Annotated in this window: 22 protein-coding genes; 16 read left to right on the top strand and 6 right to left on the bottom strand. The window is 64.5% G+C overall.

Going from position 1 to position 24,528, the window contains the following annotated elements; genetic code table 11:
- Positions 1–131 precede the first annotated feature (131 nt).
- Positions 132–1,148: an ATP-binding protein gene (locus AB4Y40_RS17245; RefSeq protein WP_368688752.1), complete on the bottom strand. Its 1,017-nt coding sequence runs from the start codon at positions 1,146–1,148 to the stop codon at positions 132–134.
- Between the two features lie 12 nt (positions 1,149–1,160).
- The gene (locus AB4Y40_RS17240; protein ID WP_368688751.1) at positions 1,161–2,237 is read right to left on the bottom strand and encodes a HAMP domain-containing protein; all 1,077 of its coding nucleotides are present in this window, start codon (positions 2,235–2,237) and stop codon (positions 1,161–1,163) included.
- Positions 2,238–2,655: 418 nt separating this feature from the next.
- Here AB4Y40_RS17240 and AB4Y40_RS17235 point away from each other — a divergent pair, with 418 nt between their 5' ends.
- The 9 genes from AB4Y40_RS17235 to AB4Y40_RS17195 all read left to right on the top strand — a co-directional run bounded on the left by AB4Y40_RS17235 (position 2,656) and on the right by AB4Y40_RS17195 (position 14,046).
- Positions 2,656–2,970: a DUF4148 domain-containing protein gene (locus tag AB4Y40_RS17235; RefSeq protein WP_368688750.1), complete on the top strand. Its 315-nt coding sequence runs from the start codon at positions 2,656–2,658 to the stop codon at positions 2,968–2,970.
- 1,523 nt (positions 2,971–4,493) lie between these two features.
- Entirely contained in the window at positions 4,494–5,867 is a 1,374-nt protein-coding gene (locus tag AB4Y40_RS17230) for a replication initiation protein (RefSeq protein WP_368688749.1), read from the top strand.
- Positions 5,868–6,843: 976 nt separating this feature from the next.
- Positions 6,844–7,533 carry a ParA family partition ATPase gene (gene parA, locus AB4Y40_RS17225; RefSeq protein WP_342924965.1) on the top strand — a complete coding sequence of 230 codons (690 nt, stop codon included), beginning with the start codon at positions 6,844–6,846 and terminating at the stop codon, positions 7,531–7,533.
- The gene (locus AB4Y40_RS17220; RefSeq protein ID WP_368688748.1) at positions 7,523–8,551 is read left to right on the top strand and encodes a ParB/RepB/Spo0J family partition protein; all 1,029 of its coding nucleotides are present in this window, start codon (positions 7,523–7,525) and stop codon (positions 8,549–8,551) included. The genes parA and AB4Y40_RS17220 overlap by 11 nt, the downstream gene beginning before the upstream one ends.
- A gap of 516 nt (positions 8,552–9,067) precedes the next feature.
- The gene (gene ilvA / locus AB4Y40_RS17215) at positions 9,068–10,675 is read left to right on the top strand and encodes a threonine ammonia-lyase, biosynthetic (RefSeq protein ID WP_368688747.1); all 1,608 of its coding nucleotides are present in this window, start codon (positions 9,068–9,070) and stop codon (positions 10,673–10,675) included.
- Between the two features lie 183 nt (positions 10,676–10,858).
- Complete coding sequence (locus AB4Y40_RS17210) at positions 10,859–11,839, top strand: ABC transporter substrate-binding protein (RefSeq protein WP_205965728.1); 981 nt, start codon at positions 10,859–10,861, stop codon at positions 11,837–11,839.
- A 19-nt stretch (positions 11,840–11,858) separates the two neighbouring features.
- The gene (locus AB4Y40_RS17205; protein ID WP_368688746.1) at positions 11,859–12,833 is read left to right on the top strand and encodes a ribose ABC transporter; all 975 of its coding nucleotides are present in this window, start codon (positions 11,859–11,861) and stop codon (positions 12,831–12,833) included.
- Complete coding sequence (locus AB4Y40_RS17200) at positions 12,830–13,606, top strand: ATP-binding cassette domain-containing protein (RefSeq protein ID WP_368688745.1); 777 nt, start codon at positions 12,830–12,832, stop codon at positions 13,604–13,606. Before AB4Y40_RS17205 ends, AB4Y40_RS17200 begins: the two co-directional genes overlap by 4 nt.
- 86 nt (positions 13,607–13,692) lie before the next feature.
- Entirely contained in the window at positions 13,693–14,046 is a 354-nt protein-coding gene (locus tag AB4Y40_RS17195; RefSeq protein ID WP_368689069.1) for a DOPA 4,5-dioxygenase family protein, read from the top strand.
- A gap of 66 nt (positions 14,047–14,112) precedes the next feature.
- Here AB4Y40_RS17195 and AB4Y40_RS17190 read toward each other — a convergent pair whose 3' ends face one another.
- Entirely contained in the window at positions 14,113–15,471 is a 1,359-nt protein-coding gene (locus AB4Y40_RS17190) for an MFS transporter (RefSeq protein ID WP_368688744.1), read from the bottom strand.
- Between the two features lie 254 nt (positions 15,472–15,725).
- On the opposite strand from AB4Y40_RS17190, the gene AB4Y40_RS17185 reads away from it, so the two are divergent.
- Positions 15,726–16,010, top strand: a complete 285-nt coding sequence (locus AB4Y40_RS17185) for a hypothetical protein (protein WP_368689068.1) — start codon at positions 15,726–15,728, stop codon at positions 16,008–16,010.
- Positions 16,011–16,023: 13 nt separating this feature from the next.
- Here the strand turns inward: AB4Y40_RS17185 and AB4Y40_RS17180 are convergent, their stop codons facing one another.
- Positions 16,024–17,055, bottom strand: coding sequence for an aldose 1-epimerase (locus tag AB4Y40_RS17180; RefSeq protein WP_368688743.1), 1,032 nt, complete (start codon positions 17,053–17,055; stop codon positions 16,024–16,026).
- Between the two features lie 197 nt (positions 17,056–17,252).
- Between AB4Y40_RS17180 and AB4Y40_RS17175 the strand changes: the two genes are divergently transcribed.
- The 5 genes from AB4Y40_RS17175 (at position 17,253) to AB4Y40_RS17155 (ending at position 23,305) form a co-directional block, all read left to right on the top strand.
- Positions 17,253–18,341: a LacI family DNA-binding transcriptional regulator gene (locus AB4Y40_RS17175; RefSeq protein WP_266233769.1), complete on the top strand. Its 1,089-nt coding sequence runs from the start codon at positions 17,253–17,255 to the stop codon at positions 18,339–18,341.
- A 189-nt stretch (positions 18,342–18,530) separates the two neighbouring features.
- The gene (locus AB4Y40_RS17170; RefSeq protein WP_368688742.1) at positions 18,531–19,565 is read left to right on the top strand and encodes an ABC transporter substrate-binding protein; all 1,035 of its coding nucleotides are present in this window, start codon (positions 18,531–18,533) and stop codon (positions 19,563–19,565) included.
- Positions 19,566–19,579: 14 nt separating this feature from the next.
- Positions 19,580–21,181: a sugar ABC transporter ATP-binding protein gene (locus AB4Y40_RS17165; RefSeq protein WP_368688741.1), complete on the top strand. Its 1,602-nt coding sequence runs from the start codon at positions 19,580–19,582 to the stop codon at positions 21,179–21,181.
- Positions 21,182–21,225: 44 nt separating this feature from the next.
- Positions 21,226–22,254: an ABC transporter permease gene (locus tag AB4Y40_RS17160; RefSeq protein ID WP_368688740.1), complete on the top strand. Its 1,029-nt coding sequence runs from the start codon at positions 21,226–21,228 to the stop codon at positions 22,252–22,254.
- Positions 22,255–22,276: 22 nt separating this feature from the next.
- Positions 22,277–23,305 carry an ABC transporter permease gene (locus AB4Y40_RS17155; RefSeq protein ID WP_368688739.1) on the top strand — a complete coding sequence of 343 codons (1,029 nt, stop codon included), beginning with the start codon at positions 22,277–22,279 and terminating at the stop codon, positions 23,303–23,305.
- A 46-nt stretch (positions 23,306–23,351) separates the two neighbouring features.
- On the opposite strand, the gene AB4Y40_RS17150 is transcribed toward AB4Y40_RS17155, so the two are convergent.
- Positions 23,352–23,789 carry a hypothetical protein gene (locus AB4Y40_RS17150; RefSeq protein ID WP_368688738.1) on the bottom strand — a complete coding sequence of 146 codons (438 nt, stop codon included), beginning with the start codon at positions 23,787–23,789 and terminating at the stop codon, positions 23,352–23,354.
- 140 nt (positions 23,790–23,929) lie between these two features.
- Here AB4Y40_RS17150 and AB4Y40_RS17145 point away from each other — a divergent pair, with 140 nt between their 5' ends.
- Positions 23,930–24,160, top strand: a complete 231-nt coding sequence (locus AB4Y40_RS17145; RefSeq protein WP_368689067.1) for a hypothetical protein — start codon at positions 23,930–23,932, stop codon at positions 24,158–24,160.
- A gap of 182 nt (positions 24,161–24,342) precedes the next feature.
- On the opposite strand, the gene AB4Y40_RS17140 is transcribed toward AB4Y40_RS17145, so the two are convergent.
- The coding region (locus AB4Y40_RS17140) for a hypothetical protein (RefSeq protein ID WP_368688737.1) at positions 24,343–24,528 on the bottom strand (186 nt) is incomplete at its 5' end.

Below are 24,528 nucleotides of genomic sequence, written 5' to 3'. Positions count from 1 at the left end.
GTCGTGCCGGCGGCACGACTATTCAGGAGCATCGAGTTTACCGTCGCACCCGCGCCGCGCCGGAATTCCTTTCATGAAATTAAATTTAAGGTTGCAACGGCAATACGGTCGCGCGCGCGGTACCTGGGTGCTTACGTATCGATTACGCCGACGATTGGATCCCGCACGTGCAGATCGAACTGATAGCCGTAGCGGCTTACCGTCTCCACGTTCGCATGCGCGCGGTGCGACGCGAGTTTGCGCCGCAGACGCGACACGACGAGGTTCACGCTCGACGGCTCGACGTCGGCTTTGTCGGGCCACGCATAGCGGATCAGCTGTTCGCGCGCGACGGGCGCGCCCGCATGGCGCAACAGGCATTCGACGAGCAGATACTCGCGCGTGGTGAGCGGCACGCGCAAGATGCCCTCCACGAGGTCGCGCGTGGACGGGTCGAGGCGCACGAGCGGCGCGCTCGCGTGAACGAGCGCGCCGCGGCGTAGCGCGAGCATGCGCTCCTGAATTTCGATAATGGACCAGGGCTGCACGAAGCACGCATCGGCGCCCGCGCGCAGCAGGCGCGCGCAGTCCGCGGGCGTCGCGCGCGTGAGCGCAACGACGATCGCCGGCGCGTCGGGCAAACGCGTGAAGGCCTCAAGCGCGCTGGCGATGCCATCGTGCGCCTCGGACGCGGCAGCGCAGAGGAACGCCGTATCGAACGGCTCCTGCGACGCGAGATAGACGGCGTACTCGACGTTATCGGCAACCTCGACGCTGTTCAGGCCCGCGTGGCCGTGGCGCGCTTGATGCGTCCAGCAGTCGAGCGTGACGATCGTCCCCGGATTCGCCGCGCCGATGGCAAGGCGAAAGTCGTGCAGCCGCACAATCGCCGAGACGATGCCGAGCCCGAGGCCGGTGCCCGGAAGGTGGCGGGTGCGCTCGCTGCGATAGAAGCGCCCCAGCACCGCGGCGCGTTCGCCGGGCGCGATGCCGGGTCCGTTGTCGGCGATGGCGAGCTGCGGTCCGCGCGAGCCCGCGCGCAACTCGACCTGCACCGCGCCGCCGCGCGGCGCGAACTTGATGGCGTTGTCGAGCAGATTGCTCAGCCCTTCGAAGAGCAGCGCGCGGTCGGCGTGAATGGGTTCGAGCGGCGCGCTGGCGGCGTGCATGTCGATGCCTATTTACTCGGCAAGCGGGGCATAGAGTTCGCATAGCTCGCGCACGAGATCGGCCAGGGCCACGCTCGCAAAACCGCGGCGGCGATCGATCGCGCCGATCTCCAAAATGCGCAGGAGTGCAGAGAAACGACCGAGCACGGCATCGGCCTCCCCTCGCGCACCAACCAGCACGCCAGCGAGCACCGCCTCGCCGCGCTGCTCCATCGCTTCGGCGGCGTGTGAGAGGCGCAGGCGCAAGCGCGTGAGCGGTGTGCGCAGATCGTGGGCAATGCCGTCGCAGGCGCTCTTCACCTCGCCCATCAGGCGCTCGACTTCGTCGAGCATGCGGTTCACGAGATGCGCGAGCATGTCGAGTTCGTCGCGCCCGACGACCGGCAGCCGCATCGCGAGGTCGCCGTTCGCGATGCGTCTCGTGGCGCGCTTGATCTGGGCGACGCGCCGGATCTGCCGCATGCTCAGCACGAGTCCGGCGCACAGGCTGCCGGTGAGACACAGGAGACCGCCGCCGATCGACGCCTTCATCAGTTCGTCATGAACGTGGCGCACGTCGGAGAGCGTGCGCGCGACGACGAGGCGCGCGCCATCGGGTCGAATCTCGCCCATGACGCGCAGGGACGATCGCGCGGAGCCGGGATCGAGCGCGAAGGTCTGGCCGCGCGTGTGCTCGTGCGACTGGCCGTAGTGTCCGAGCGCAAGACCCGTGGGTATCGTGCGGATATCGCCGGCGAGCCAGCGCCCGTCCGGCGCGAACAGGCCGTAGAAGTTGTCGCGCCGGTCGGGGCGTGCGAGGCGCGCGTCGATGGCGTCGGCGAGGCTCGCGTCGCTGCGCGAATCGAAGTAGCGCAGTTGCCAGCGCAGGCCGCTGTCGGTCTCGCGCATCATCGCGCGCGTCACCGAGTATTCGATCACGCCGAGCAGCGCCATGAATGCGAGCGAGAAGATCGCTGCGTAAGCGGTGAACCAGCGGAACGTGGTCGTCTGCCAGTGGTCGCTGCCCATGTCCCGCACGTCCGGCGCCGCCCGCGACGACGCCGGAAGGAACAGGCCACGCCCGAGCGCCACCCAGGCGGGCAGGTTCATCGCGCGCCTCGCATGCGGAGCCCCGAGTCGGGCAAGGCCGGCACGCGTGCGCGCGGTGCTTTCTCGCAGACTGACATGGCTACCCCCGATGGCAATGAATGGCCGGCTCGACGACTCACTGGCGAACCCACGAACGCGGATGCGCTCGTGCCTGGCCATCATAGAGGCGGGCCCCCGACACAACGGCATCACGGCAATGAAGAGCGCGTCATCTTCTTACTGGCATGTGACGCGGACCTGTCAATTTGTCAATTCGTGCGTACGCGAGTTCTCGCGCCACGCGCGCGTGGGGCAGATGAACCTTCTGTCATCCGGCTGAGCCGGATCCAGCGTCGGCACCTCCTTATCCTCGAATCCGCTTTTTCGCGCGTTCGCGCTTTGTCATTTCGTTGCGGGTTCATCAAAAGGAGGATGCATCATGAAGTCATGGCTGAAGTTCGTATGGGTGCCGTTTGTGGGAGCGTTGAGCGTGAGCGCGGTCGCCGCGCCGCATCTCACGCAACAGGAATGCCACAGCTACCCGTTCGTCAAACCGGCCCATGAGGTCACGCATGCGGATCTGATACGGGAACTCGGTGAACTCGAGGCGGTAGGTTACGAACCGAACTCGGACGACAACACCTATCCCGCCGATATCGAAGCCGCCCAGCAGAGTCTCGCCGATCTGTACCGCAGCGATTGCCTGCCGCAGCACAGCGCGGCCGCGGTGACCTTTCCCGCGAATTCGGACTGAGATCAGGAAGCGCTCGGCGGGCCGTAGGTCACCGATGGATTTTGTGCAGTGCACCTTGTCCGGTTTGCGCGCGCCTTTTCGTGCCCGCGGCGGGTCGCGCCCAGGTGGACCTTCGGGGGCTCCCATATCTGGTGACCTGAGTTGGGTAACCGGAAATGGGAGGAACGGTTCGTCCACATTGGTCAACGAGTGCCCTTTTCCAGGTCGCTCGCCCCCGCGACCTGGATCGAGCGGGTGTCCGAGGCCGTAGAGCGCCTTATGGTGGAGATCCACTGGCTTCGTAGTCATTCGGTTGCTCCCATAGGCAGTTACCTTTGATCCAGGAACGGCACCATAGGCGGAGACCATTCAGGGATTTTTCTCGATGATTCAATGGCTTGATCCAATATCTAAAAGTCGATTCTCAAGAAGAGGGGGCTTAGGTAGTGGTCTATGGTGCCCGCAAAGCGTTGGTAGACGGGCTAGGTAACCAGGAATGGGGTTACGGAGGTTGGTGACCACTCACATGCGTTAAGGTCCCCGGTTTTGGGAGACGTCTTTCTCATCGAACGCGTGTTTCAGCGTTTACCTTTTACGCTTTAACAACTTTAGTAAACCTTTAGGCGCCGCAAACCGTTACCAGGCAAGGCTTTGCGGCCGATTTGGTGGCGCATTATGGGATTTGCGGTCCCGGGTATGGGAGTTCCGGGCTGTGGATATGGGACTTCGGTAGCCGGGCATGGGGTTTACGGGTTGTGGATATGGGGGGAAGGTCGCCCGCTATGGGAAAAGGAGCGGTTTTGCCTTCAGGTCACGGTTTATGGGAGTCGGTGAAGGTCGCCGCTTATGGGATGAGGTGCCCTTCCCGACTGCGTTCAAGAGGTCTCCTTGCCTCAGCTCAGGTAACCGTTTTTGGGAATTTCCTTGGGTAACCGGATATGGTGGCCTGTCGGGAGAGGAATCCCGGTGCAATCGAGCGCCGAATTGGCTCTCCCGCATGAATCCTTGCACGCGGAGAAACTCGCTGGAGCCAGGTAACAGTCTATGGGATCCGGTATAGGTCACTTGGTATGGGAGCAAGCGCTGATTCCCAGACCTCCGGCGCCGACTTTTGCCTCCGTATGGGTAGCCGTTTGTGGGAGCCGGTTCAGGTCGCCATTTATGGGCGTCATGAGCGGGTTGAGGCTTGGCTGACCCGCTTCGGGCGACAACCTGGATAGCAACGCGAAAATCCCATGGACGGGTACCTGTGGAGCCTACATTCACAGAGTGAGTACTCACATTTGACCTAAAGGTCACTGTCTATGGGATGGTTTTCAGGGCGCGGCGATGCAAAGGTCACCAGTTATGGGTTCATGTGCGGGGGGCTGTTCTGGGTGCCCAGGACGGGTTCCCGGTAGCTATCGAGGCACAGAATCGCCGCCTGTCAATGCTCTTCGCCCGTGGGTGTCGTGCCGCGTCACGATTGCGTTTGCGGCCTTGAGTCACCTGGTCGCTTGGTATACAGTTACCAACCGACCAGGTTCCCTTTTATCGTGGTTCATATGGCAAGAAAAAAGGCCGAAGCCGGCGACGCCGACAAACAAGGTGCACTCGTATTCCAGCAAGGCCAGCCGCCTGATCTGTTCCGCAAGGCCGTTCCGGCGATTCATATCGCACCGAAGTCCGGATCGATCAGCCTGCAGCAGCGCAAGATGTTCAGCTCGCTGATCAAGAACGCCATTCGCCAGGATTCCCTCGACCGCGGCCGCTCGTCGTTCGAGATCACGATCTCCGCCCTCTCCCAGGACGTCGATCTGAACAGTAACAACACCGAGTACGTCAAGGAAACGATCAACTCGCTCATCAGCACGGTCGTCAACTGGGACTACCTCACGCAGGACAAACGCAGCATCTGGAAGGCCTCCGGTTTGCTCGCCGGCGCCGAACTCGAGCGATCGGTATTGCGCTACACCTTCTCCGAGCAGATTCGCGGCGAGCTGCTCAATCCTGAAATCTACGCGATGATCGATATGCGCATCACGCGTCAGTTCAGGAAGGCGCATTCGCTCGCGCTGTGGGAGAACGTCGTTCGCTACGAGGCCGTGGGTGTGACGGCGCGCTTTCCGCTCGCGACGCTGCGCGACCTGATCCTCGGGCAGGATACTTCGGCGCAATCGTACAAGCTCTACAAGCAGTTCAAGAGCCGTGTACTGGTGCCCTGCATCAAGGAAGTCAACGAGATATCGGATCACAATTTCGAGCTCATCGAGCACAAGGTGGGACGCTCGGTCGTCGCCCTGCAGTTCCGCGTGACCCGCAAGCCGGAGACCGATCCGTCCCAGGAACTGCGGGCAAACGAAACGCTGCTGATCGGCGAGATGTCGAAGTTCAGCATCCCGGTTTCCGAGGCGCGGCGCCTGCTCAAGCAATACGGCGAGGACAAGATTCGCACAGCGGTGGCTTATACCGCGGCGCGGGTGGCGCAGAAAAACGCGGCGCCGCTCGCCAACGTGGCGGCGTATTTCCGCAAGGCGCTGACCGAGGGCTACGAGTTGCCCGGTGCGAATGCCGCCTCGCCCGCCGCCGACGCTGGCCGCGCGCGAGAAAGTCAGGATCAGGTGAAGGACCGCTATATCGCCGCGAAGATCAATGAGGCGCGCGCCTACTTCAACGAACTCGAGTACGACGATCAGACTGCGCTGATCAAGCGCTACAACGAGACGGTCGGCATGGACAAGCTCAAGGTGTCGACGGCGAAGGTGCCGAGCAAGATGGCGTCGACGAACTTCTTCCGTTGGGTGGTGCTGGACACCTGGGGCCAACCGACTGCTGCCGATCTGCTCGAATTCCTGTTGAGCGGACAACAGGCGCCCGCTGGGGGCGAAGGCCTGCAGGCTGCGGAAATCGATCTGGCGTTGAAAGCCCGGGACGAGTGAAAGCGATCGAAGAAACGGGACGGCGGCTTCGGCCGCCGTTTTTTTTGTGCGATTCGCTGTGAGGACACACGGGCCGCGAGCAATGAAATTTGGCTAAATATAACGACGTAGAAATCGTAGCTAAATATGCATTCCGATTCTTCTGCTTGTTAGACAGGCTGGATTTCTTCGTGGTGGGCCTGCTTCGACTGCTTGAGTGCCGCGGAGTGATATTCGTGATTCGTCTCGGCTCGCAGAGGCTGCTGATGCCGCTTGGTTACTTGGTGCTGTTCGCGTTGATCTCCACGTGGAGAGTCGCTGCTTTAAACAATCCAGAATGTACAGGTTCGCAGACGCATTCGTAGTGGACAGTATTCGCTTGCTGTCACAACCCAGCCGGCCATCCTTGATACAAGTTACTCACGCGCTAGTATTTTTCTCGAATGGCGATTGATGAATCTCCACGTGGAGATTCGCTGGATATCCGTACAGGCTGGATCGTTTCTGGCTCATCCACAGCGCACTCACAGCGAGGGGCAAATCGAGGTCAAGCCGATGACTCTCCACGTGGAGATTTGCTCAATGCCCCTCCGCCGGGAAATGCCGCTCCAGTGCTTCGTTCCAACTCAAACTTTTCCACTCCCCCCACCGTCACAAGCGCATTACACGGCTATGCAAAGATGCCGTGTCTAATTGATCTACGAGCACGCGGGCTCCGTATCCTCGATGGCAGCAGTCTGCGATCTCCACGTGGAGATCGGCTTCCACCGTCGTTGAAATATCGCAATCCAGTCAATCCGCCCGCTCGCCAACCTTCTCCGGTGCGTCCAATCCTTATCCGTTCGGCCAATTGGTTGTGAACTGACAACGTCTGAGGCGGAAATCCTAGAATTTACTTTAAGTTGCCATTAGACTCTCGAATGACTTGCTGGAGTCTCCACGTGGAGAGTGCGCCTCGGAGGCTCGTCCGCTGTTGAACAATTGCATGGAGAAACGAATGGGTCTCGTGATAGCCGTAGCGAACCAAAAAGGTGGGGTTGGCAAAACCACCACCAGCATGAATCTGGCTGGGGCATTTCAGGCTGAAGGCTATAAGGTCTATGTCGCCGATGCCGATGGTCAGCAATCTTGCATGAGTTGGTGTGCGGCGGCAGGTCCCGAAACGCCTCTGCCGTTCCGCGTCGGCAGCATTCACAAGCTGGAGAAGATGATTGGGCCGGAGATCGCCGCGTTGGCGAACGACTACGACGTCGTCATCGTCGACTGCCCGCCCAATATCAACGATCTGACTACCGCGCGCGTTCTTGCCGTCGCCGACGCCACTGTCATTCCGACGGATGCATCGCCGATCGACATCTGGAGTAGCGAAGGGATGATGGAGTTGGTCGAGCGAACCCGCGTGGCCAACCCGGCCGGAAAATTCGCAATTTTGCTGAATAAATCTAATTCAAAGACGCTCCTGCACACGCAGATGAGCGCCATCCTTGCCGAGAGCAACGTCCGCGTATTTTCGGCAACCATCAAACAGCGAGAGCTCTATCGCCAGACGGCAGCGCTCGGCCGCACCGTCTTCGATGTGCGCGGCGTGCGCGGGACGAAAGTCGCGAAGGACGAGATCAGCGCCGTCTACAACGAGATCATCGCGCTGGTTCAGGATGAAGAAGAGGAGATGGTCGATGGCCGCTAAGCTGAATTTCACCAGCAAGGTCCGCGCAGGCATGGCTGCCGAGCGCGTTTCGGCTGGCGAGCGTCTCGCCGAAGCCGATGTCGTCAATATCGCGCAGCGCGACGCGGGCGCACCGAACGTCGCGGACACCCCGGCCGACCAGCCTGCCGAAGTCATCGAGGCACCGCTTTCGCTGCATGCGGTCCGAAAGATTTCGGTCGAAGATGTCGTCTCCAATCCCTACAATCCGCGCGCGTTCTATAGCGCGGAGACGATCGACGAGCTGGCCGAAAGCTTTGCCACGCAAGGGCAGATCACGCCGATCCTGGTCACGAGACTCGCAGCGTTTCCCGGCCAATATGTGATCGTCGACGGCGAGCGGCGTATTCGCGCTGCGCGTTCGCGCGGCGACAAGTTCATCGACGCCGATGTCCGCGAGGGTCTCGACAACCAGAACCTGTACCTGCGCGCCTATCACGCCAACAAGGAGCGCGAGGAGCAGACGGTATTCGACGATGCGCTCGCGTGGAAGAAACTGCTCGACGATCGTGTCTACGTCGACCAGATCGAGTTGGGAGTGGCCGTAGGCGAAGATCCGAAGCACATCAGCAAGGTGATTGCGCTCACGTCGCTGCCGCCTTATCTGCTGCAGAGAATGGCGCAGAATCGCAAGGACGTCGGACTCGGACACGCCTACAACATCAAGCTGATCTTCGACCGTGCGGGCGCAACGGTCGCCGAGCATTGGCTTCAGCAGGTGATCGAAGGGAAGGCGAGCGTGCGCAAGCTCGAGGCGGCGGCTTCGGCTGAAGCGGGCGCGCGCAGCGTCGGGCCGCGCCGTACGCACTACCAGTCCCGCGTCCAGTTCAACCGACCGGACGGCGTCGCGCTCGGCGAACTGAAGCTGTTCGGCGACGGGCGCGCGGAGTTGAGCCTGAAGGGCATCGCGCCTTCCGATCAGCAACGCCTGGCCGAGCGCGTGAAGGCGGTCATCGAGCAATGGGCTTCGGAAATGGATACAACCGGGACGACGACCTGAGCATCGCGACCATCGGCTAACGGCAGCAGGGGAGGGCATCGTCAGACGCCCTTTTTCGTTGTAGCGGTGAGGTGAGCCGTACGCGAGCCACCACCGGGGTCGAATCCGTGAAACAGAAGAGAAAAAATGCGGAATCAGGCATACTGATTTAAAATCAAAGGGTTAGACAGAGTTTTCTAGAATGTTTCACGAAACATGTTAGCTGAGACAGGCTTAAATTGCGCTTTTTGGATTTTCCGTCGTGGCGATATCCGCGCCAGGCGAAAAACGTAGCAAACAAGACGTAATTTGTAGTTCATTACAATCCACAAGATTGTGAGCGATTGACAACGCCCGCCCCCCAGGTCATGCTTGATGAGATGAACTGCCGCCTTTTCACGATTGCGCTGATTATTAGCACCATTCAACGAATGGTGGGTTAGCGTACGTCTGGCAGCAGTGACAACAACCCGCCCCAAGAGGCGGGTTTTTTGTTTCCGCCTCCTGGCCAAAACGAAAGTGAGTACAGGAGCCGTCATGCAGGTGCGTCAAAGCCACCCCACCGCCGAAGCAAACGAAGCCACCGAAGTCGCCGCAGCCACTGATTCCGCTCAGTCTCGTCGCGACGAAAACGACTATCTCCGCAAGATTCTCACAGCGCGTGTGTACGACGCCGCCCGCGAGACCGAACTCGAACGCGCCCCGAACCTCTCGGCGCGCCTGCGCAACGCCGTGTTCCTCAAGCGCGAGGACAACCAGCCGGTGTTCTCCTTCAAGCTGCGCGGCGCCTACAACAAGATGGCGCACCTCTCGCCCGCGCAGCTCGAGCGCGGCGTGATCACCGCCTCGGCGGGCAATCACGCGCAGGGCGTGGCGCTGTCGGCGGCGAAGCTCGGCGTGAAGGCCGTGATCTGCGTGCCGGTGACCACGCCGCAGGTGAAGGTCGATGCGGTGCGCGCCCACGGCGGCGCGACCGTCGAGGTCGTGCAGGCCGGCGAGTCGTACAGCGACGCCTACGCCCACGCCGTGCGCCTGCAGGAAGAACGCGGCCTGACCTTCGTGCATCCGTTCGACGATCCCCACGTGATCGCCGGCCAGGGCACCGTGGCGATGGAGGTGCTGAGCCAGCATCAGGCCCCGATTCACGCGATCTTCGTGCCGATCGGCGGCGGCGGGCTGGCTGCGGGTGTGGCGGCCTACGTGAAGGCCGTGCGCCCCGAGATCAAGGTGATCGGCGTGCAGACCGACGATTCCTGCGCAATGGCGCAGTCGATCCAGGCCGGCAGGCGCGTGGAGCTCACCGAAGTCGGCCTGTTCTCGGACGGCACGGCCGTCAAACTGGTGGGCGAGGAAACCTTCCGCCTTTGCCAGCAGTATCTCGACGAAGTGCTCACGGTCGATACGGACGCGCTTTGCGCCGCGATCAAGGACGTCTTCCAGGACACGCGCAGCGTGCTCGAACCCGCAGGCGCACTGGCCGTGGCGGGCGCGAAGCAGTACGCGGAGCGCGAGGGCATTGAAGGCCAGACGCTGGTGGCGATCACCTCGGGCGCGAACATGAACTTCGACCGCATGCGCTTCGTGGCCGAACGTGCCGAGGTGGGCGAGGCGCGCGAAGCGGTGTTCGCCGTGACGATCCCCGAGGAGCGCGGCAGCTTCAAGCGCTTCTGCGAACTGGTCGGCACTCGCAGCGTGACCGAGTTCAACTACCGCATCGACGACGCCGAGCGCGCGCACATCTTCGTGGGCGTGCAGATCCGCAACCGCGGCGAGTCGCAGCAGATCGCGAAGACCTTCGTCGATCACGGCTTTCCGAGCGTCGATCTCACGGGCGACGAGCTGTCGAAGCAGCACATCCGCTACATGGTGGGCGGTCGCTCGCCGCTCGCGCACGACGAACGTCTGTTCCGCTTCGAGTTTCCGGAACGGCCGGGCGCGCTCATGCGCTTTCTCTCGTCGATGGCGCCGAACTGGAACATCAGCCTCTTCCACTACCGCAATCAGGGCGCCGACTACAGCTCGATTCTGGTGGGCATCCAGGTGCCCGCCGCCGAAGACGCCGAGTTCCGCCGCTTTCTCGCCACGCTCGGCTATCCGCACTGGGAAGAGACGAGCAATCCGGCGTACCGGTTGTTCCTGCAATGAAAATAGTCAGTCGTCCCACCAATCGGGACGCCTGCATCTGAAGCGCATAAAGCGCAGTAAGAGTGCAGGAAAACACCAGGCCCCGCAGCAGTGCGCGTCAGTATACTGAGCCACTGCTGCCGGGCGTGGTCGCCTCGGGAAGAATGGGCGCCGTGCGTCGGATTCACCTGGAGGAAGACAAACATGTTGCGCATCGCTCTTGGCTGTCTGATGGCTCTTTCCACGATCGTCGCCGGCGCGCTGCCCGGCGTGGCGCACGCGGACGCGGCGCATCCCGTCGTCGCGCTGCTGCCCGGCGTCACCGATCCCTTCTACTTCACGATGCATCGCGGCGCCGAGCGCGCGGCGAAGGAAGAAAACATCCAGTTGCTGTTCCAGGTTCCGAAGGCCTGGAACACCACGGAACAGGTGCCGATCCTCAAGGCGTTCATCGCCAAGCATCCCGACGTGCTGCTCGTTTCGCCCGTCGACAAGCAGCAGCTCATCGGCCCGCTCAAGGAAGCCGCCGACGCCGGCATCAAGGTCATCACCGTCGACACCTATATCGGCGACGGCCATTATCAAACCGGCAAGGGCGACGCCGACTTCCCGCTCTCCTATGTCGCTTCGGACAACCTGGAAGGCGGCCACGTGGCGGCGCGCGCGCTCGCGAAGGCGATCGGCGACAAGGGCACTGTCTATTGCGAGAACAACAAGCCGGGCATTTCCAGCACCGACGCACGCGCGCAAGGTTTCATGGAAGAGATGAAGAAGCACCCCAACATCAAGGTGCTGGAGACCCAGTACAACGAGGACGACGCCAATCGCGCCGCCTCGCACGTGGCGGCGGTGCTCGCGCGCAATCCCGACCTCGCGGGCGTCTTCGGCGCCAACACGTTTTCGGGCGCAGGCGCGGCGCAAGGCGTGAAGAACGCGGGCAAGCAGGGCGTGGTGAAGGTCGTCGTGTTCGACGCCGTGCCGGGCATCGACGAGCAGATCAGAAGCGGTCTCGTCGACATCGCCATTGCGCAGCTTCCCGACGAGATGGGCTATGACGCCGTGAAGTTCGCCGCCGACGCCATCCACGGCAAGAAGATTCCCACCTACAAGGGCACGGGCTTCGTGGTGCTGGACAAGTCGAACATCGACAAGCCGGAGATGAAGCAGTACATCTATTCGAACTAAGCCACGCGCACAGAGCCACATGAACGACAAACGACTCGACAGGCTCGCGCTCGTCAGCAAGGTCTGGCCGTGGCTCTTTCTCGGCACGCTGCTCGTTTTCTTCGAGGCGTGGGCGCGCATCTCGGCGCATCGGTCATTCGTGTTCAACGCGTACAACCTGCAGTCGATCGGGCTTGCGGCGAGCGCGCCGCTGTTGCTGGCCATCGGTCAGACCTTCGTGATCATCACCGCAGGCATCGATCTTTCGGTGGGTTTCGTGATGGGGCTCGCGGCGGTGTGCGTCGCGCAGTTCACGATTCCCGGCGGCGCATCGCCGTGGATCCTGCTGCTGTCGATTCCGCTCACGGTGCTCGTATGCCTGATTCCAGGCTTCGTGAACGGCGTGTTGATCGCGCGCCTCGGTGTGCCCGCTTTCATCGGTACGCTCGGCATGTACGGCGTCGCGCGCGGCGTGGGCTTTCTCGCTGCAGGCAGCGGCATGACCGTCTCCGTCAACAATCCCGGGCTCGCATGGCTCGGTGGCGGCTGGACGCCCGTGATCCTCACGGCGGTGCTGCTCGTCGTCATGCACTTCGTGCTCTCGCAAACACGCTTCGGCCAGTACACCTATGCGATAGGCGGCAATCCGCAGTCGGCGGTGCGCGCGGGCATCAACGTGCGCCGTCATCTGTTCGCGATCTATCTGATTGCGGCGGCGTTCGCGGCCGTGGGCGGCATCGTTTACACGGCGCGCTTCGCCGCCGGCGCGGCCAACGCGGGCGAACCCATGCTGCTCGATTCGATCGCGGCGGTCGTGATCGGCGGCGCGAGTCTCTTTGGCGGCACCGGCAATGTCATCGGCACGCTGATCGGCGCGCTCATCATCGCCGTGATCGAATTCGGGCTCGTGTTCATCGACGTCAACGCGTTCTGGCAATTCATCGTGGTCGGCATCGTCATCATTCTTTCGGTGCTGATCGACCAGTACAAGGATCGGCTCGGAGGCGCGCAATGAGCGGCGCGAGCGGCACGCCGATTCTGGAGGCGCGCGACGTCTCGATCCGCTTTGGCGGCGTGGAGGCGCTCAAGCGCGTGTCGTTGCGGCTGATGCCTGGCGAAGTGCTGGCGCTCGCGGGCGACAACGGCGCGGGCAAGTCCACGCTCATCAAGATCCTCTCGGGCGTGTATCGCGCCGATGCGGGCGATCTGCATTTCGAAGGCCGTCCGCTCCAGCTGCGCGATCCGCAGGATGCGCGCTCGCAGGGCATCGAAACGATCTATCAGGATCTCGCCCTCGCCGACAATCTCGACGTGGGCAGCAACATCTTCCTCGGCCGCGAGCCCGTGCGACGGCTGTTAGGCTTCCAGGTGATCGACCGGCCGCAGATGGCGCGGGTGGCGCGCGAAGTGCTCGAGCGGCTCGATATCGTGATTCCACCGCGAAAACTCACGGGCCCCGTGAAAATGCTCTCGGGCGGCCAGCGCCAGGCCATTGCGATAGGCCGCGCGATTTACTGGAACGCGCGCGTGCTCATCATGGACGAGCCCACCGCGGCGCTCGGTGTGCCCGAGCAACGCAAGGTGATGGAGTTGATCCGCGGGCTCAAGGCGCAGGGCGTGGCCGTGATTCTCATCTCGCACAACCTGCACGATATTTTCGCCGTGGCGGAGCGCATCGTCGTGCTGCGGCGCGGCGAAGTGGCGGGCGAGCGGCGCGTGGTCGACACCGACGGCGACGAAATCGTGCGGCTGATGGTAGGCGACACGTATTCGAACGGCGCGCACTGAAACCTGGCGTGGTGCATTCGCCTGCGCGGTGCGGGCATTCGATGGACAATGTCGGCTCGAACCCTCACCGCATGCCTGCTTCCACCATGAACTACCTCGATCCCGCCGATATCACGAGCTGGCACGCCCACGTCTATTTCGACGCGGCGACGCGCGACGCCGCATGGACCTTGCGCGAGGCGATCGATGCCCGCTTCGGCGAGATCGTGCAGATCGGGCGCTTTCACGAGCGCCCGGTCGGGCCGCATCCGATGTGGTCGTATCAGCTCGCCATTGCGCGCGAGCATTTCACGACGGTCGTCGAATGGCTCACGCTCAATCACGGCGCACTCGACGTGTTCGTGCATCCGAACACCACCGATGCCCTGCGCGATCATCGCGACGCCGCCGTGTGGATCGGCCATTCGCACACGCTCAATCTCGGCGCGCTCGGCGGCTGATCGCTCCGTGGATTGCGTCGGCCCGTAGCCTGCGGCACGGCGCAATCCTCGACATGCCCGCGGGCCTCAGTGCCCGAACGACTCCGTCTTTGCCGCCGGCGATCCGCTCGCCTGCGGCCGCGCGGCCTGCTTGATGAGCAGTGCCGCGCCGGCAATCAGACCGGCGACGGCGACCGTCGCGAAGATGCCTGCAAACGTGAAGTGCCGGCGCGCGAGTTCGGCGACGAGGAACGAACCCGCAATGCCGCCGAAGCGCCCGATGCCGAGCATCCAGGCCACGCCGGTGCCGCGCCCCTGGGTAGGATAGAACGCGGCGGCGAGCGCGGGCATCGACGATTGCGCTGTGTTCATCAGCACGCCGGCCACGAACACCACGAGCACGAGCAGGGCCACGTTGCCCGCCGCCTGGCCGATGAGCCACACCGAAAGCGCGGTGAGCACGTAGCACGCGGCGATGATGCGGTTCGCGTTGAAGCGGTCCATGAGCATGCCGCTCAGTACCGCGCCCACGCCGCCGAGCGGGAAGAGCGCCGAAATCAGCGTGGCGCTCGAAGCCGTGAGGCCGGAGTCCTTGAGCAGGAGCGGCATCCAGTTGATCGACGCGTAGAAAATCACGAGCCCCATGAAATACGCGACCCACAGCATCACCGAGCCGACGAGGTACATCGGCGAAAGCACGACGCCGAGACCCTTGCCTTGCGTCTGCGGGGCGTGCTCCGTCATCGTGAACGCCTGCGCCTTGGCGGCGTCGGGCGAGATGCGGGCAAGCGCGGCGCGAATCCGCTCGACGGGCCGCTGGTTCGCCACCATGTAGCGCACCGATTCCGGCATGCGCAGGAAGAGCGGCACGGCGAGCACGAGCGGCGTCACCCCGCCGAGCATGAGCACGCTGCGCCAGCCGAAGTGCGGAATCATCCACGCCGCGAGAAAGCCGCCGCAGGCCGCGCCGAGCGGAAAGCCGCAGAACATCAGATTGATCACGGTGGCGCGGTTCCGGTCGGGGCAGAACTCGCCCATCATCGTGACCGCGTTCGGCATGGCGGCGCCGAGACCCACGCCCGTAATGAAGCGCAGCCACGTGAGCTCGCCGATGCTGGTGGAGAACGCCGAAACGAGGCAGGTCACGCCGAACAGCAGCACCGAGCCGACCAGCAGGGAGCGGCGCCCGAGGCGGTCGGAGAGCGGTCCGGACGCGAGTGCGCCGCAAGCGAGGCCGAAGAGCGCCGCACTCAGCACGGGCGCGAGCGCGGGCTTGGGGATGCCCCATTCGCCGAGCAGCGAAGGCGCGATGAAGCCGATCGCGGCGGTGTCGAAACCGTCGAGCAGGACGATCACGAAGCACATCGCGAAAATGAACCACTGGAACGGCGAAAACGGATGTTCGTTGATGAAGCTCTGGACGTCGACGGCACGCGGCTGGTCCATGGTTTTGTCTCCTGTCGACTGAGGTTGTCGTTGTGTCGGCCCGCCGTGGCGAGCTGCTTTTTCTGGTTTGCCTTACAACCCGGAATAGTAACCGCAGCGCGGCGTTTGCTGGAGATCATCATCGGGCGTGGCAGGCGGCCGTCTGCTAGCCTGAATGCAGCACGGCGAGCACGCGCGTGCTGCAGCGTGTCGCGTTGCGCGACAAGGAGTGCCAGATGAAGCCTTTCTTCGCCCACGCGGCCATGCCGTGCCTCATGGCAAGCGCGATGCTGGCAGGTGCGCCCAGCCAGGTTTTTGCCCAGCTCGCGCCGAATGACGACCTGCGTACGCCGCAAAATAGCCTCGCGCTCATGCCGGGCGCCCAGCCCGGCAGCGAATACCCGACCCATGGCAATCGCCAGGCCGGCGAGATGCCGGTCGGTCCCACCGATCCGCGCGGGCAACTCGCGAACGGCCACCCGAACAACGCCGAGGCGGGTGGCTACGGCGCGCCGTTGGCGGGCGTGCGCTCAGGCGGGCAAAGCGGCACGGGCATGTAAGCGACGGGCCGCTTCAGGTCCGCTCGGGTTGCCAGGCAAGCTGGGCTTCGAGCGTTTCGCCGGGCGCGAGCACGGTGCCGCCCACGTCGATGCGCTGCACGGTGCCTTCGTGACGCAGATTGAGCCAGTCCGTCGTGTTGCTGACGGGTTCCGCGCAGAAGTAGGGCAGGCCCGGCGGGCAGAAGACCACGAAGAAGTCGAGCGGCGTGCTCGCGCGCAGCGCGAGGCGACGGCCTTCGTGCGGCCACTCGATGACCGCTTCGCGGCGCCAGCCGGAGAAGTTGTTGTCGAGATCGAAGTCGTCGACGATCAGGCCGGCCTGCAGGGCGTCGACGGCCGGGTGGGCGCTGAGCGAGACGGGCAGGACTTCCGTGTCGATCTCCCACATGGCGCGCACGCGTGCGGCGATGCGAGTGCCGGGCGGGCGCGGATAGTACGGGTGATGGCCCAGGCCGAACGGCATGGGTCGCGCGGCGAGGTTGCGCGCCCACAGGCGCACCGTGAGGCCGCTGGCGTCGAGCGTGAGGTGCTGGCGCGCCTCGTAGCGAAACGGCCAGCCTGTGCCGGTGTGTGAATCGGCCTTGCGCGATCCGTGGGATCCGTGCGCCTGATGTGGCTCGTTCGGCTCGTGCAGGAAGTGCAGCGTGAGCGTGTCGGCCGTTTGCGCCTCGACCGTCCAGGGGCGCCGCCATGCGTGGCCATGCAGCGCGTGGCGCAGCGCGCCGGTGCCGCTCGGCAAGTCGATCATCTCCCCTTCGAAGCGGAATCGCCCGTCGCGGATGCGGTTGCAGTACGGCATCAGCGGAAAGCTCGCCATGCCGAGCGGATCGCGCGCGTCGATGGCGGCGCGCGTGGCGGGGCGCAGCCAGTGTGACGCCGGGGTCTTGCCGGCTGCGTCGTAGAACGCAGCGATCGAGCCGCCGACGTGCGGCGCGACGAGCGCGCGCGCATCGCCATGGGCCAGCGTGACGAGCTGGCCGTCGTCGAGCGCGGCGGCGTCGAAAGCGATCTCCGGGGGCGGCGAGGGTGTGGGTCGGGCAGTCAAATGAGCGTTCTCCAATGCGTCGCTTTATTACTAATAAACGATAATATAGGCGCTGAAATCGCTGAGGATGACGCCAAAAAATGGTGACATACGCCAATTGATGGCCCAAATTATTAGTGCTACGCTTCGGGCCAACAGCGCGGCCCCGAGCGCGCGCCGCCGCGCCGCGCAGCCCTCCCGCAGTCCCCTCGGATCCGATGAAAAAATCGACGCAACGCCGCCCGACCATGACCGACATCGCGAAGGCCGCAGGCGTGTCGCAATCGACGGTTTCTCTCGTGCTCAACGGCGCGGTCGGCGCCAAGCTTTCCGAAGCGACGCGCCTGAAGGTGCACGAAGTCGCGCAGTCGCTTGGCTACCAGTTGCCGATCCGCGCGGTGCAGACGCCCGCGCCGGCGGGCGAGCGCAATCTCATCGTCTATCTCGCCGACGAAGTCTCGACGAGTCCGCACCCGGTCGTGAGCATCGACGGCGCGCGCGACGCCGCCTGGAACAACGGCTGTCTGCTCGCGGTGTTCTCGACGCACGGCAACGCGCAGATGGAGCAGCAGGTGCTGCAGACGCTCGCCATGCCGAACGTGCTCGGCGTGATCTACGCGACCGTGTATACGCGCAAGGTCACGGTGCCGCCCGCGCTGCTGAAGGTGCCGGCTGTGCTGCTCAACTGCTACGCGTCCGATCACGCGCTCTCTTCGGTCGTGCCGGCCGAAGTGGCGGGCGGCCATACGGCCACCGAATATCTGATCGAAGCGGGGCACCGGCGCATCGGGTTCATCAACGGCGAAACGTGGCAGGACGCCGCGAAAGACCGCCTGAAGGGCTATCGCCAGGCACTCGCGACCGCGGACCTGCTGTTCGACGAGCGCCTCGTGCGTGATGGCGACTGGAGTTCGGGCAAGGGTTTCGAACTCACGCTCTCGCTCATGCGCGAGCCGAATCCGCCCACCGCGATCTTCTGCGCCAACGATCTGACGGCGATCGGCGCGATCGAAGCGCTCAAACAACTCGGGCTGCGCGTGCCCGAAGACGTTTCGGTGATGGGCTACGACGACCAGGAAATCGCGCGCCACACCCATCCGCCGCTCACCACCGTCGTGCTGCCCAACTACGAGCTTGGGCGCTGGGCCGTCGAGACGCTGCTGCAGGAAGAGCAGAACCGCAGCGCCGGCGCGCCCGTGCGCCACCGAACCGTCAAGCTCGACGGACCGCTCATCGAACGGACCTCGGTGTGCGCGCCAGACCCCGCCTCCCCCGTGAATACCCTCATTAATATCTCCGAAAATTGACTGGTAATATTAGCTGAAGCAGTGACCGTAATAATTCGGCGTCGAGCGTCGTGCGCGGTGCCGATGAAACAAGAAAGACAAATAAAAGCCGCGGTGGGGCCGCAGGCCTGCGCCGTTCGTGTCATTCACAGCTTTGCATGGGACCGCACCCGGCGCTCAAGCGCAACGAGCGGTCGACAGGAGACAGCCATGCGTCATCAACGAATCCAGTCCGCCCTCATCGCCGCCGGGTTTTGCTTCGCGAGCGCGTTCGCCGCGAGCGCTCACGCGCAGTCCACTGCCGGCGCGCAGAAAGTCCAGTCGAATTCCAGCGAGAGCTGCACGAATGCCAAGCCGGGCGGCAAGAAGCTGAGCGACATGGTGGTGGGCTTCTCGCAGTCGGAGAATGAACAGAACCCGTTCCGGGCGACCGAAACCGCCTCCGTTCGCGCAGCGGCGAAGGAAGCGGGCGTGAAGCGCCTGCTCTACACGAACGCGAACGCCAACCAGGCCAAGCAGGTCGCCGACATCGAAAGCATGATCAACCAGGGCGCCGAGGCGCTCATCATTGCGCCCAACGACTCCACGGGCCTGCAGCCCGCGCTCGCCCAGGCCCGCGCGAAGGGCATTCCCGTCGTGACGATCGACCGGCAGACGGCGGGTACGGTGTGCGACGACTTCATCACGTTCCTCGGCTCCGACTTCTACCAGCAGGGCGAGCGCGCGGCGAAGGCGCTGGCCGACGCCACGGGCGGCCACGCGATCATCGCCGAGATCCAGGGCGGCTACGGCAACACGGTGGAAAGCCAGCGCACGGACGGCTTTGCGAACGGCCTCAAGCCCTATCCCGGCATGAAGATCATCGCGGCGCAAACCGCGAACTGGTCGACGACCGAAGCGCAGAAGGTGATGGAGCAGATCCTGCTCGCGCACCCGGACGTCAACGCCGTCTACACCCACGCCGACACGATGACGGTCGGCGCGATCAAGGCGCTGCGCCAGGCCGGCAAGCTCAACGGCGTGAAGATCGTTTCGATCGACGGCACGAAGGAGATCGTCACGGATATCTCGAACGGCATCGTCGCCGCCGACGTCGAAACCAACCCGCGCTTCGGTCCGCTCGCCTTCAAGTCGCTGGAAGACTATCTCGCGGGCAAGCCGGTGCCGCAAAAGCAGATCATGGACGACGCGCTGTTCGACCGGAACAACGCGCAGCCGTCGCTCGCGCAGGGCAAGGTCTACTGAGCCGCGTCCGCACGATGACGACGAGCGCTCCCGCCGATCGCACCGGTCGCCCCGGTTCCGCCACGGCCGCGCCGCGCGCCGTGCTCGAAACGCTCGGCGTGTCGAAGACCTTCGGCGTGGTGCGCGCGCTGCGCGACGTCTCGCTCACGCTGCGCGCGGGCGAGGTGCACGGCCTCGTGGGCGAGAACGGCGCGGGCAAGTCCACGCTGATCAAGGTCCTCACCGGCTTTCATCAGCCCGACTCGGGCGCGCTCACGCTCGACGGCGCGGACGTCGCGTTCGACAGTCCGCGCGCGGCGCAGGGCGCGGGCGTGTGCGCCGTGTATCAGGAGATCAACCTGATCCCGGAGCGCAGCGTCGCCGACAACATCTTTCTGTGCCATGAGCCGAAACGCTTCGGCATCCTGATCGACCGGAAGCGCATGCTCGAGCGCGCCGCCGACATCGTGCAGCGCTACCGGCTCGCGGTCGATCCGGCCGCGCGTCTGGGTTCGCTCGGGCTCGGTGCGCAGCAGATGGTGGCGATCGCGCGCGGCGTTTCGCTGGGCGCGCGCGTGCTGATCCTCGACGAGCCGACTTCGGCCCTGAGCGGCGCGGAAGTGGACGTGCTATTCGAAGTCGTCGATCGCCTGCGTGCCGAGGGCATCGCGCTGCTGTTCGTGAGCCACCGGCTTTCCGAATGCTACCGGCTGTGCGATCGCTTCACGGTGATGCGCGACGGCGCAGTGGTCCGCACGGGTACGCCCGCAGAACTGCCGCGCGCGGCATTGATCGCGGCCATGCTGGGCCGCGAGAGCGCGGGCGAGCACGCGTGGGCCGAACGCTCGGGCAGCGCCGATGCGGACGCCGACGGCACGCCTGCGCTCGCCGTCGACCATTTGCAGTGGGGCAACCGCGTGCGCGACGTGTCGCTGCGCGTGGCCCGCAAGGAGATCGTCGGCCTGGCTGGCCTGCTCGGTTCCGGCCGCACGGAAACATTCAAGACGATCTTCGGCGCGCAGAAGGCCGATGGCGGCGCGGTCGATATCGCGGGCCGCGCGCTCGTGCATGCAAACCCGGCGCGCTCGATCGGACGCGGCCTCGCCTTCCTGTCCGAAGACCGCCGAGCGGAAGGCATCTTTCCGCGTCTCTCGGTGCGCGAGAACATCGTCGCGAGCCTGCTGCCGCGCATTTCGCGCTTCGGCTTAATCTCGCGTGCGAAGGAAGCGCAAGTGGTGCGGGAGTCGATCGAGCGGCTTGGCATCAAGACGGCGGGCCCCGGCGCACTCATCACGACGCTTTCGGGCGGCAATCAGCAAAAGGCGCTGATCGCGCGCTGCCTTTCGACACGCCCGACGGTGCTGCTGCTCGACGATCCCACGCGCGGCATCGACGTCGGCGCGAAGGAGGAGGTGCATCGCGTCGTGCAGGAGCTTGCGCAGGAAGGGCTCGCGGTGGTGGTCACATCCTCGGAGATGGAAGAGCTGCTTGCACTGACCGACCGCCTCGTCGTGCTCAACGAAGGCGCGACCGAGGGTGGCATCCCGACCGCCGGCGCGCATCCCGACGACGTGCTCGCCGTGCTGGCCGGTGCCGGATCCGGCGACAGCGCCGACCACGGCGGCGGCACCGCGTGAGCACCCCCGCGCCAAACCCGCCACAATCCACGACAACCGTTCCGATGGCGACCAACCTTGAATCGAACGAGGCAAGCTTGAGCCCCTCGAATCCTTCGAATTCCTCGAACCGTTCCGTCTCGCCCGCGTCCGGCGCGGCGGCGCGTGCGCAGACCTGGCGTACCGTGCTGCGCGAGCACAGCGTGTACTTCGCGCTCGCCGCGCTCGTAGCGTTCAACCTCGCCGTCACGCCCGGCTTCTCGAATCCCTTCGCGGCGCGCAGCCTGCTGTTCGAGGCGGCGCCGATCGTGTTGATCGCGCTGGGCCAGAATCTCGCGATCGCGACGCGCGGCATCGATCTCTCCGTAGGATCGGTGATGGCGCTCGCCAGCGCGTCGATTGCCGTGTTCCTGCCGTATGGCGTGGGCCCGGCGCTCGTGGGCGCAGTCGCGGTGGGCGCCGTCGCCGGCTTGTGCAACGGGTTCCTCGTGGCGCTGCTCGCCATCGATCCGCTGATCTCGAGCCTCGCCTTGCTGGTCGCCGCGCGCGGGCTCGCGCAGGCGCTACTGGGCGGCTCGCGCGTGAATCTTCCCGACACGCCCGCGTTCGATCTGCTCGGCGCCGGCGCGCTCGGCCCGCTGCCCATCGTCATGCTGATCGCGCTCGGGCTCGCGGTGCTGGTGGCGTTCGTGGTGCGGCGCACGACCTTCGGGCGCTATGCGATTCTCGTGGGCGCGAGCCGCGGCGCCGCGTTTCTCGCGGGCATTCCGGTGCGGCGCACGCTCTTTCTGGTCTATGCAGTGAGCGGCACGCTTGCCGGACTCGCCGGCGTGTTCGCGTCGTCGCGGCTTGGCGCGGCGGATCCCAACTATGTCGGTGTGAACTTCGAACTCGATGCGATTGCCGCCTCGGTCATCGGGGGCACGCCGCTTTCGGGCGGGCGCATCTCGATTGTCGGTGCGGTGTTCGGCGTGCTGCTGCTACAGGTGCTCGACGCGAGCTTCATCATGAACAACATCAGCTTTACCTACGCGCAGATTCTCAAGGCGGTGTTCATCGTCGTCGCGCTGTATCTGCAACGCTCGGGGGGCTGACGCGATGCAAAAGGCCCAACCAGTGGACGCTCAAACCGCCGCCGCGCCCGGTGCCAGTCGGCGCGCGCAGGTGATCGCACTCGTGCAGTCGCGCGGGGCGATCGCGATGCTCGTGGTCGTCGCGCTCGTGGCCGGGATGGTGTTTCCCGACTTCCTGCGCCCCGCGAACCTCGCGGACATCGCCTCGAACGGCGCGTTTCTCGGGCTCGTCGCCGTGGGGCAGAGCATCGTCATCATCCTGGGCGGCTTCGATCTCTCGGTCGGGTCGATGGTCGGACTCGGCACCGTGCTGGCCGCCTATGCCGCGCCCTACGGATGGGGCGCCGCGATGCTCGCGCCCGTGGCGGCGGGTTTCGTCGTCGGTCTGGTGAACGGCGTGCTGATCGCCCGTGCGCGCATGGCGCCGTTCATCGTCACGCTCGCGGCGCTGCTCGGGCTCAAGGGGCTCGCGCTCGTGCTCGCGAGCCAGGATCTGCTGATCGCCAATCCAGGGTTCTTCGCGCGTATCGCCAATGGCTCGGTGTTTGGCGTCAACAATCTCATCTGGGTGCTGGTGGTCGTCTATGCGCTCGGCGGCGCGCTGCTCAATCACACGCGCTTTGGCGCGGCGATCTTCGCGATCGGCGGCAACGAAGAGGCGGCGCGCATGCTGGGCGTGCGCGTGGAGCGCGTGAAGATACTCGCCTATGGATTGTCGGGTGCCCTCGCCGGGCTCTCGGGGGCGCTGCTGGCGTCGCACCTGGACTCGGGGTTGTCGGGGGCGGGGACCGGCTACGAACTGCAGTCGATTGCCGCGGCCGTGATCGGCGGCGTGCTGCTCACGGGCGGCGTGGGAACGATGGCCGGACCGTTGGCCGGCGTGCTGCTGCTCGGTGTCATCGACAATGTGATCAATCAGGTCGGCACGCTGAGCCCGTACTATCAGAACCTGGCGAGCGGCGCATTCCTGCTCGCTGCGGTAATCGTGCAGACTGTCCTCACCGGCCGCCGGCATGGCGCCACGCGGGCTTCGGCGGGCGCGACGCGGCGGCGTGCGGCCGCGGGCTCTTAGCGGTCTCGAGCTGCGCGGTTGCGAACGCGCTTGGCTGATGGCGTGCCTATTGACGCGAAACGATCAGCTTCACGCGCGTCGAGCCATCGGTCTGCGCGGTGATCTCGGTGCGGCTGCCGCGCTGCCCCAGATAGAAGTGCTGGCGGCCGGGCGAGTTCACGTCGTGCGTTGCGTCGGGCAGGCACGAGGCAATGTCGGCGCCTACCCCTTCGAGCGCGTTCGTCCCCGATCCTGCGTCGCGCGCGCTCCAGACGCACTGAAAACTCCCGCCGCTCGTTTCGCACTGCGCGTCATCGCCATAGGGTTGCGCGACGGCGCGTCCGTCGTCAGGACTCAATGACGCGAAACCCTGCGGCGCCGCCGCGACGATGCGCTTCAACGCTGCGCAGGGGCTTGCGCTGTCGTCCGCATGCGCGGCCAGGGGGATGCCTGGTATGACAATCGCCGAGCAAAGCGCGAGGATCCGGGTGATCGGTGGGTTCATGGCGTTCCGCTGCGTGAGAGCAGCGCCTCATCGTGGCAGGTGAGGGCAGCGCTGCAAGCGGCGTGCCGGGAATAGCCCTTGCAGGGTCGCGTCGGACTACGCATCACGAGGAGAACGCCATGAGGGAGCCGTTCGATCGCATGATGAAAGCGGGCGCATTGCTGGCTGGTCTGAGCTTCGCGATGGCGACCAGCGGCGAATCGCGCAACGAGCAGGAACATGCCTGCCGCGGCGATGCGTTCCGCTTCTGCGCGAGAGCGATTCCGAACAAGAAAAAGATCGAGGCGTGCATGAAGCAGCACTACGATGAGCTATCGCCGCCGTGCAAGGCGCTGTTCGACCCGCCGACGACGGACGATCCGAAGTCATGAGCGCGAATGCCGCTCATTGAAAAGAGGCGCGTTGCGCCTCTTTTCAATTGAGACGATGGAAAAGGGCTTGCGGACTCGCGATCGGGGCGCTAAGATTCGCCCCCTTCGCAGTTCGATGTCTCAGACGTCAGGGCAGCGAGGGCCGCCGCGGAAACCGGCGGACGCAGGAGTCGGCAGCTTTTTCAAGCGGTGAGCGAAAAAAAGGGGTTGACGAAGCGAAAAGGATTCTTCATAATCTCGTTTCTCTGCTGCTGACGCAGCAACGCAGAAAACGCCGGGTAGTTCGATGTTTTAACGGCGCTTTCGCGATCGATCTTTAAAAATTTACAGCCGATAAGTGTGGGCGCTTGATGCGGTGGCGACCTGAT

The organism is Paraburkholderia sp. EG287B (genome assembly GCF_040965595.1).
In the GTDB taxonomy this organism is placed as follows: domain Bacteria; phylum Pseudomonadota; class Gammaproteobacteria; order Burkholderiales; family Burkholderiaceae; genus Paraburkholderia.
Note: the sequence above shows the minus strand (reverse complement) of the source record. Positions and strands in the feature narration are given on the sequence as shown.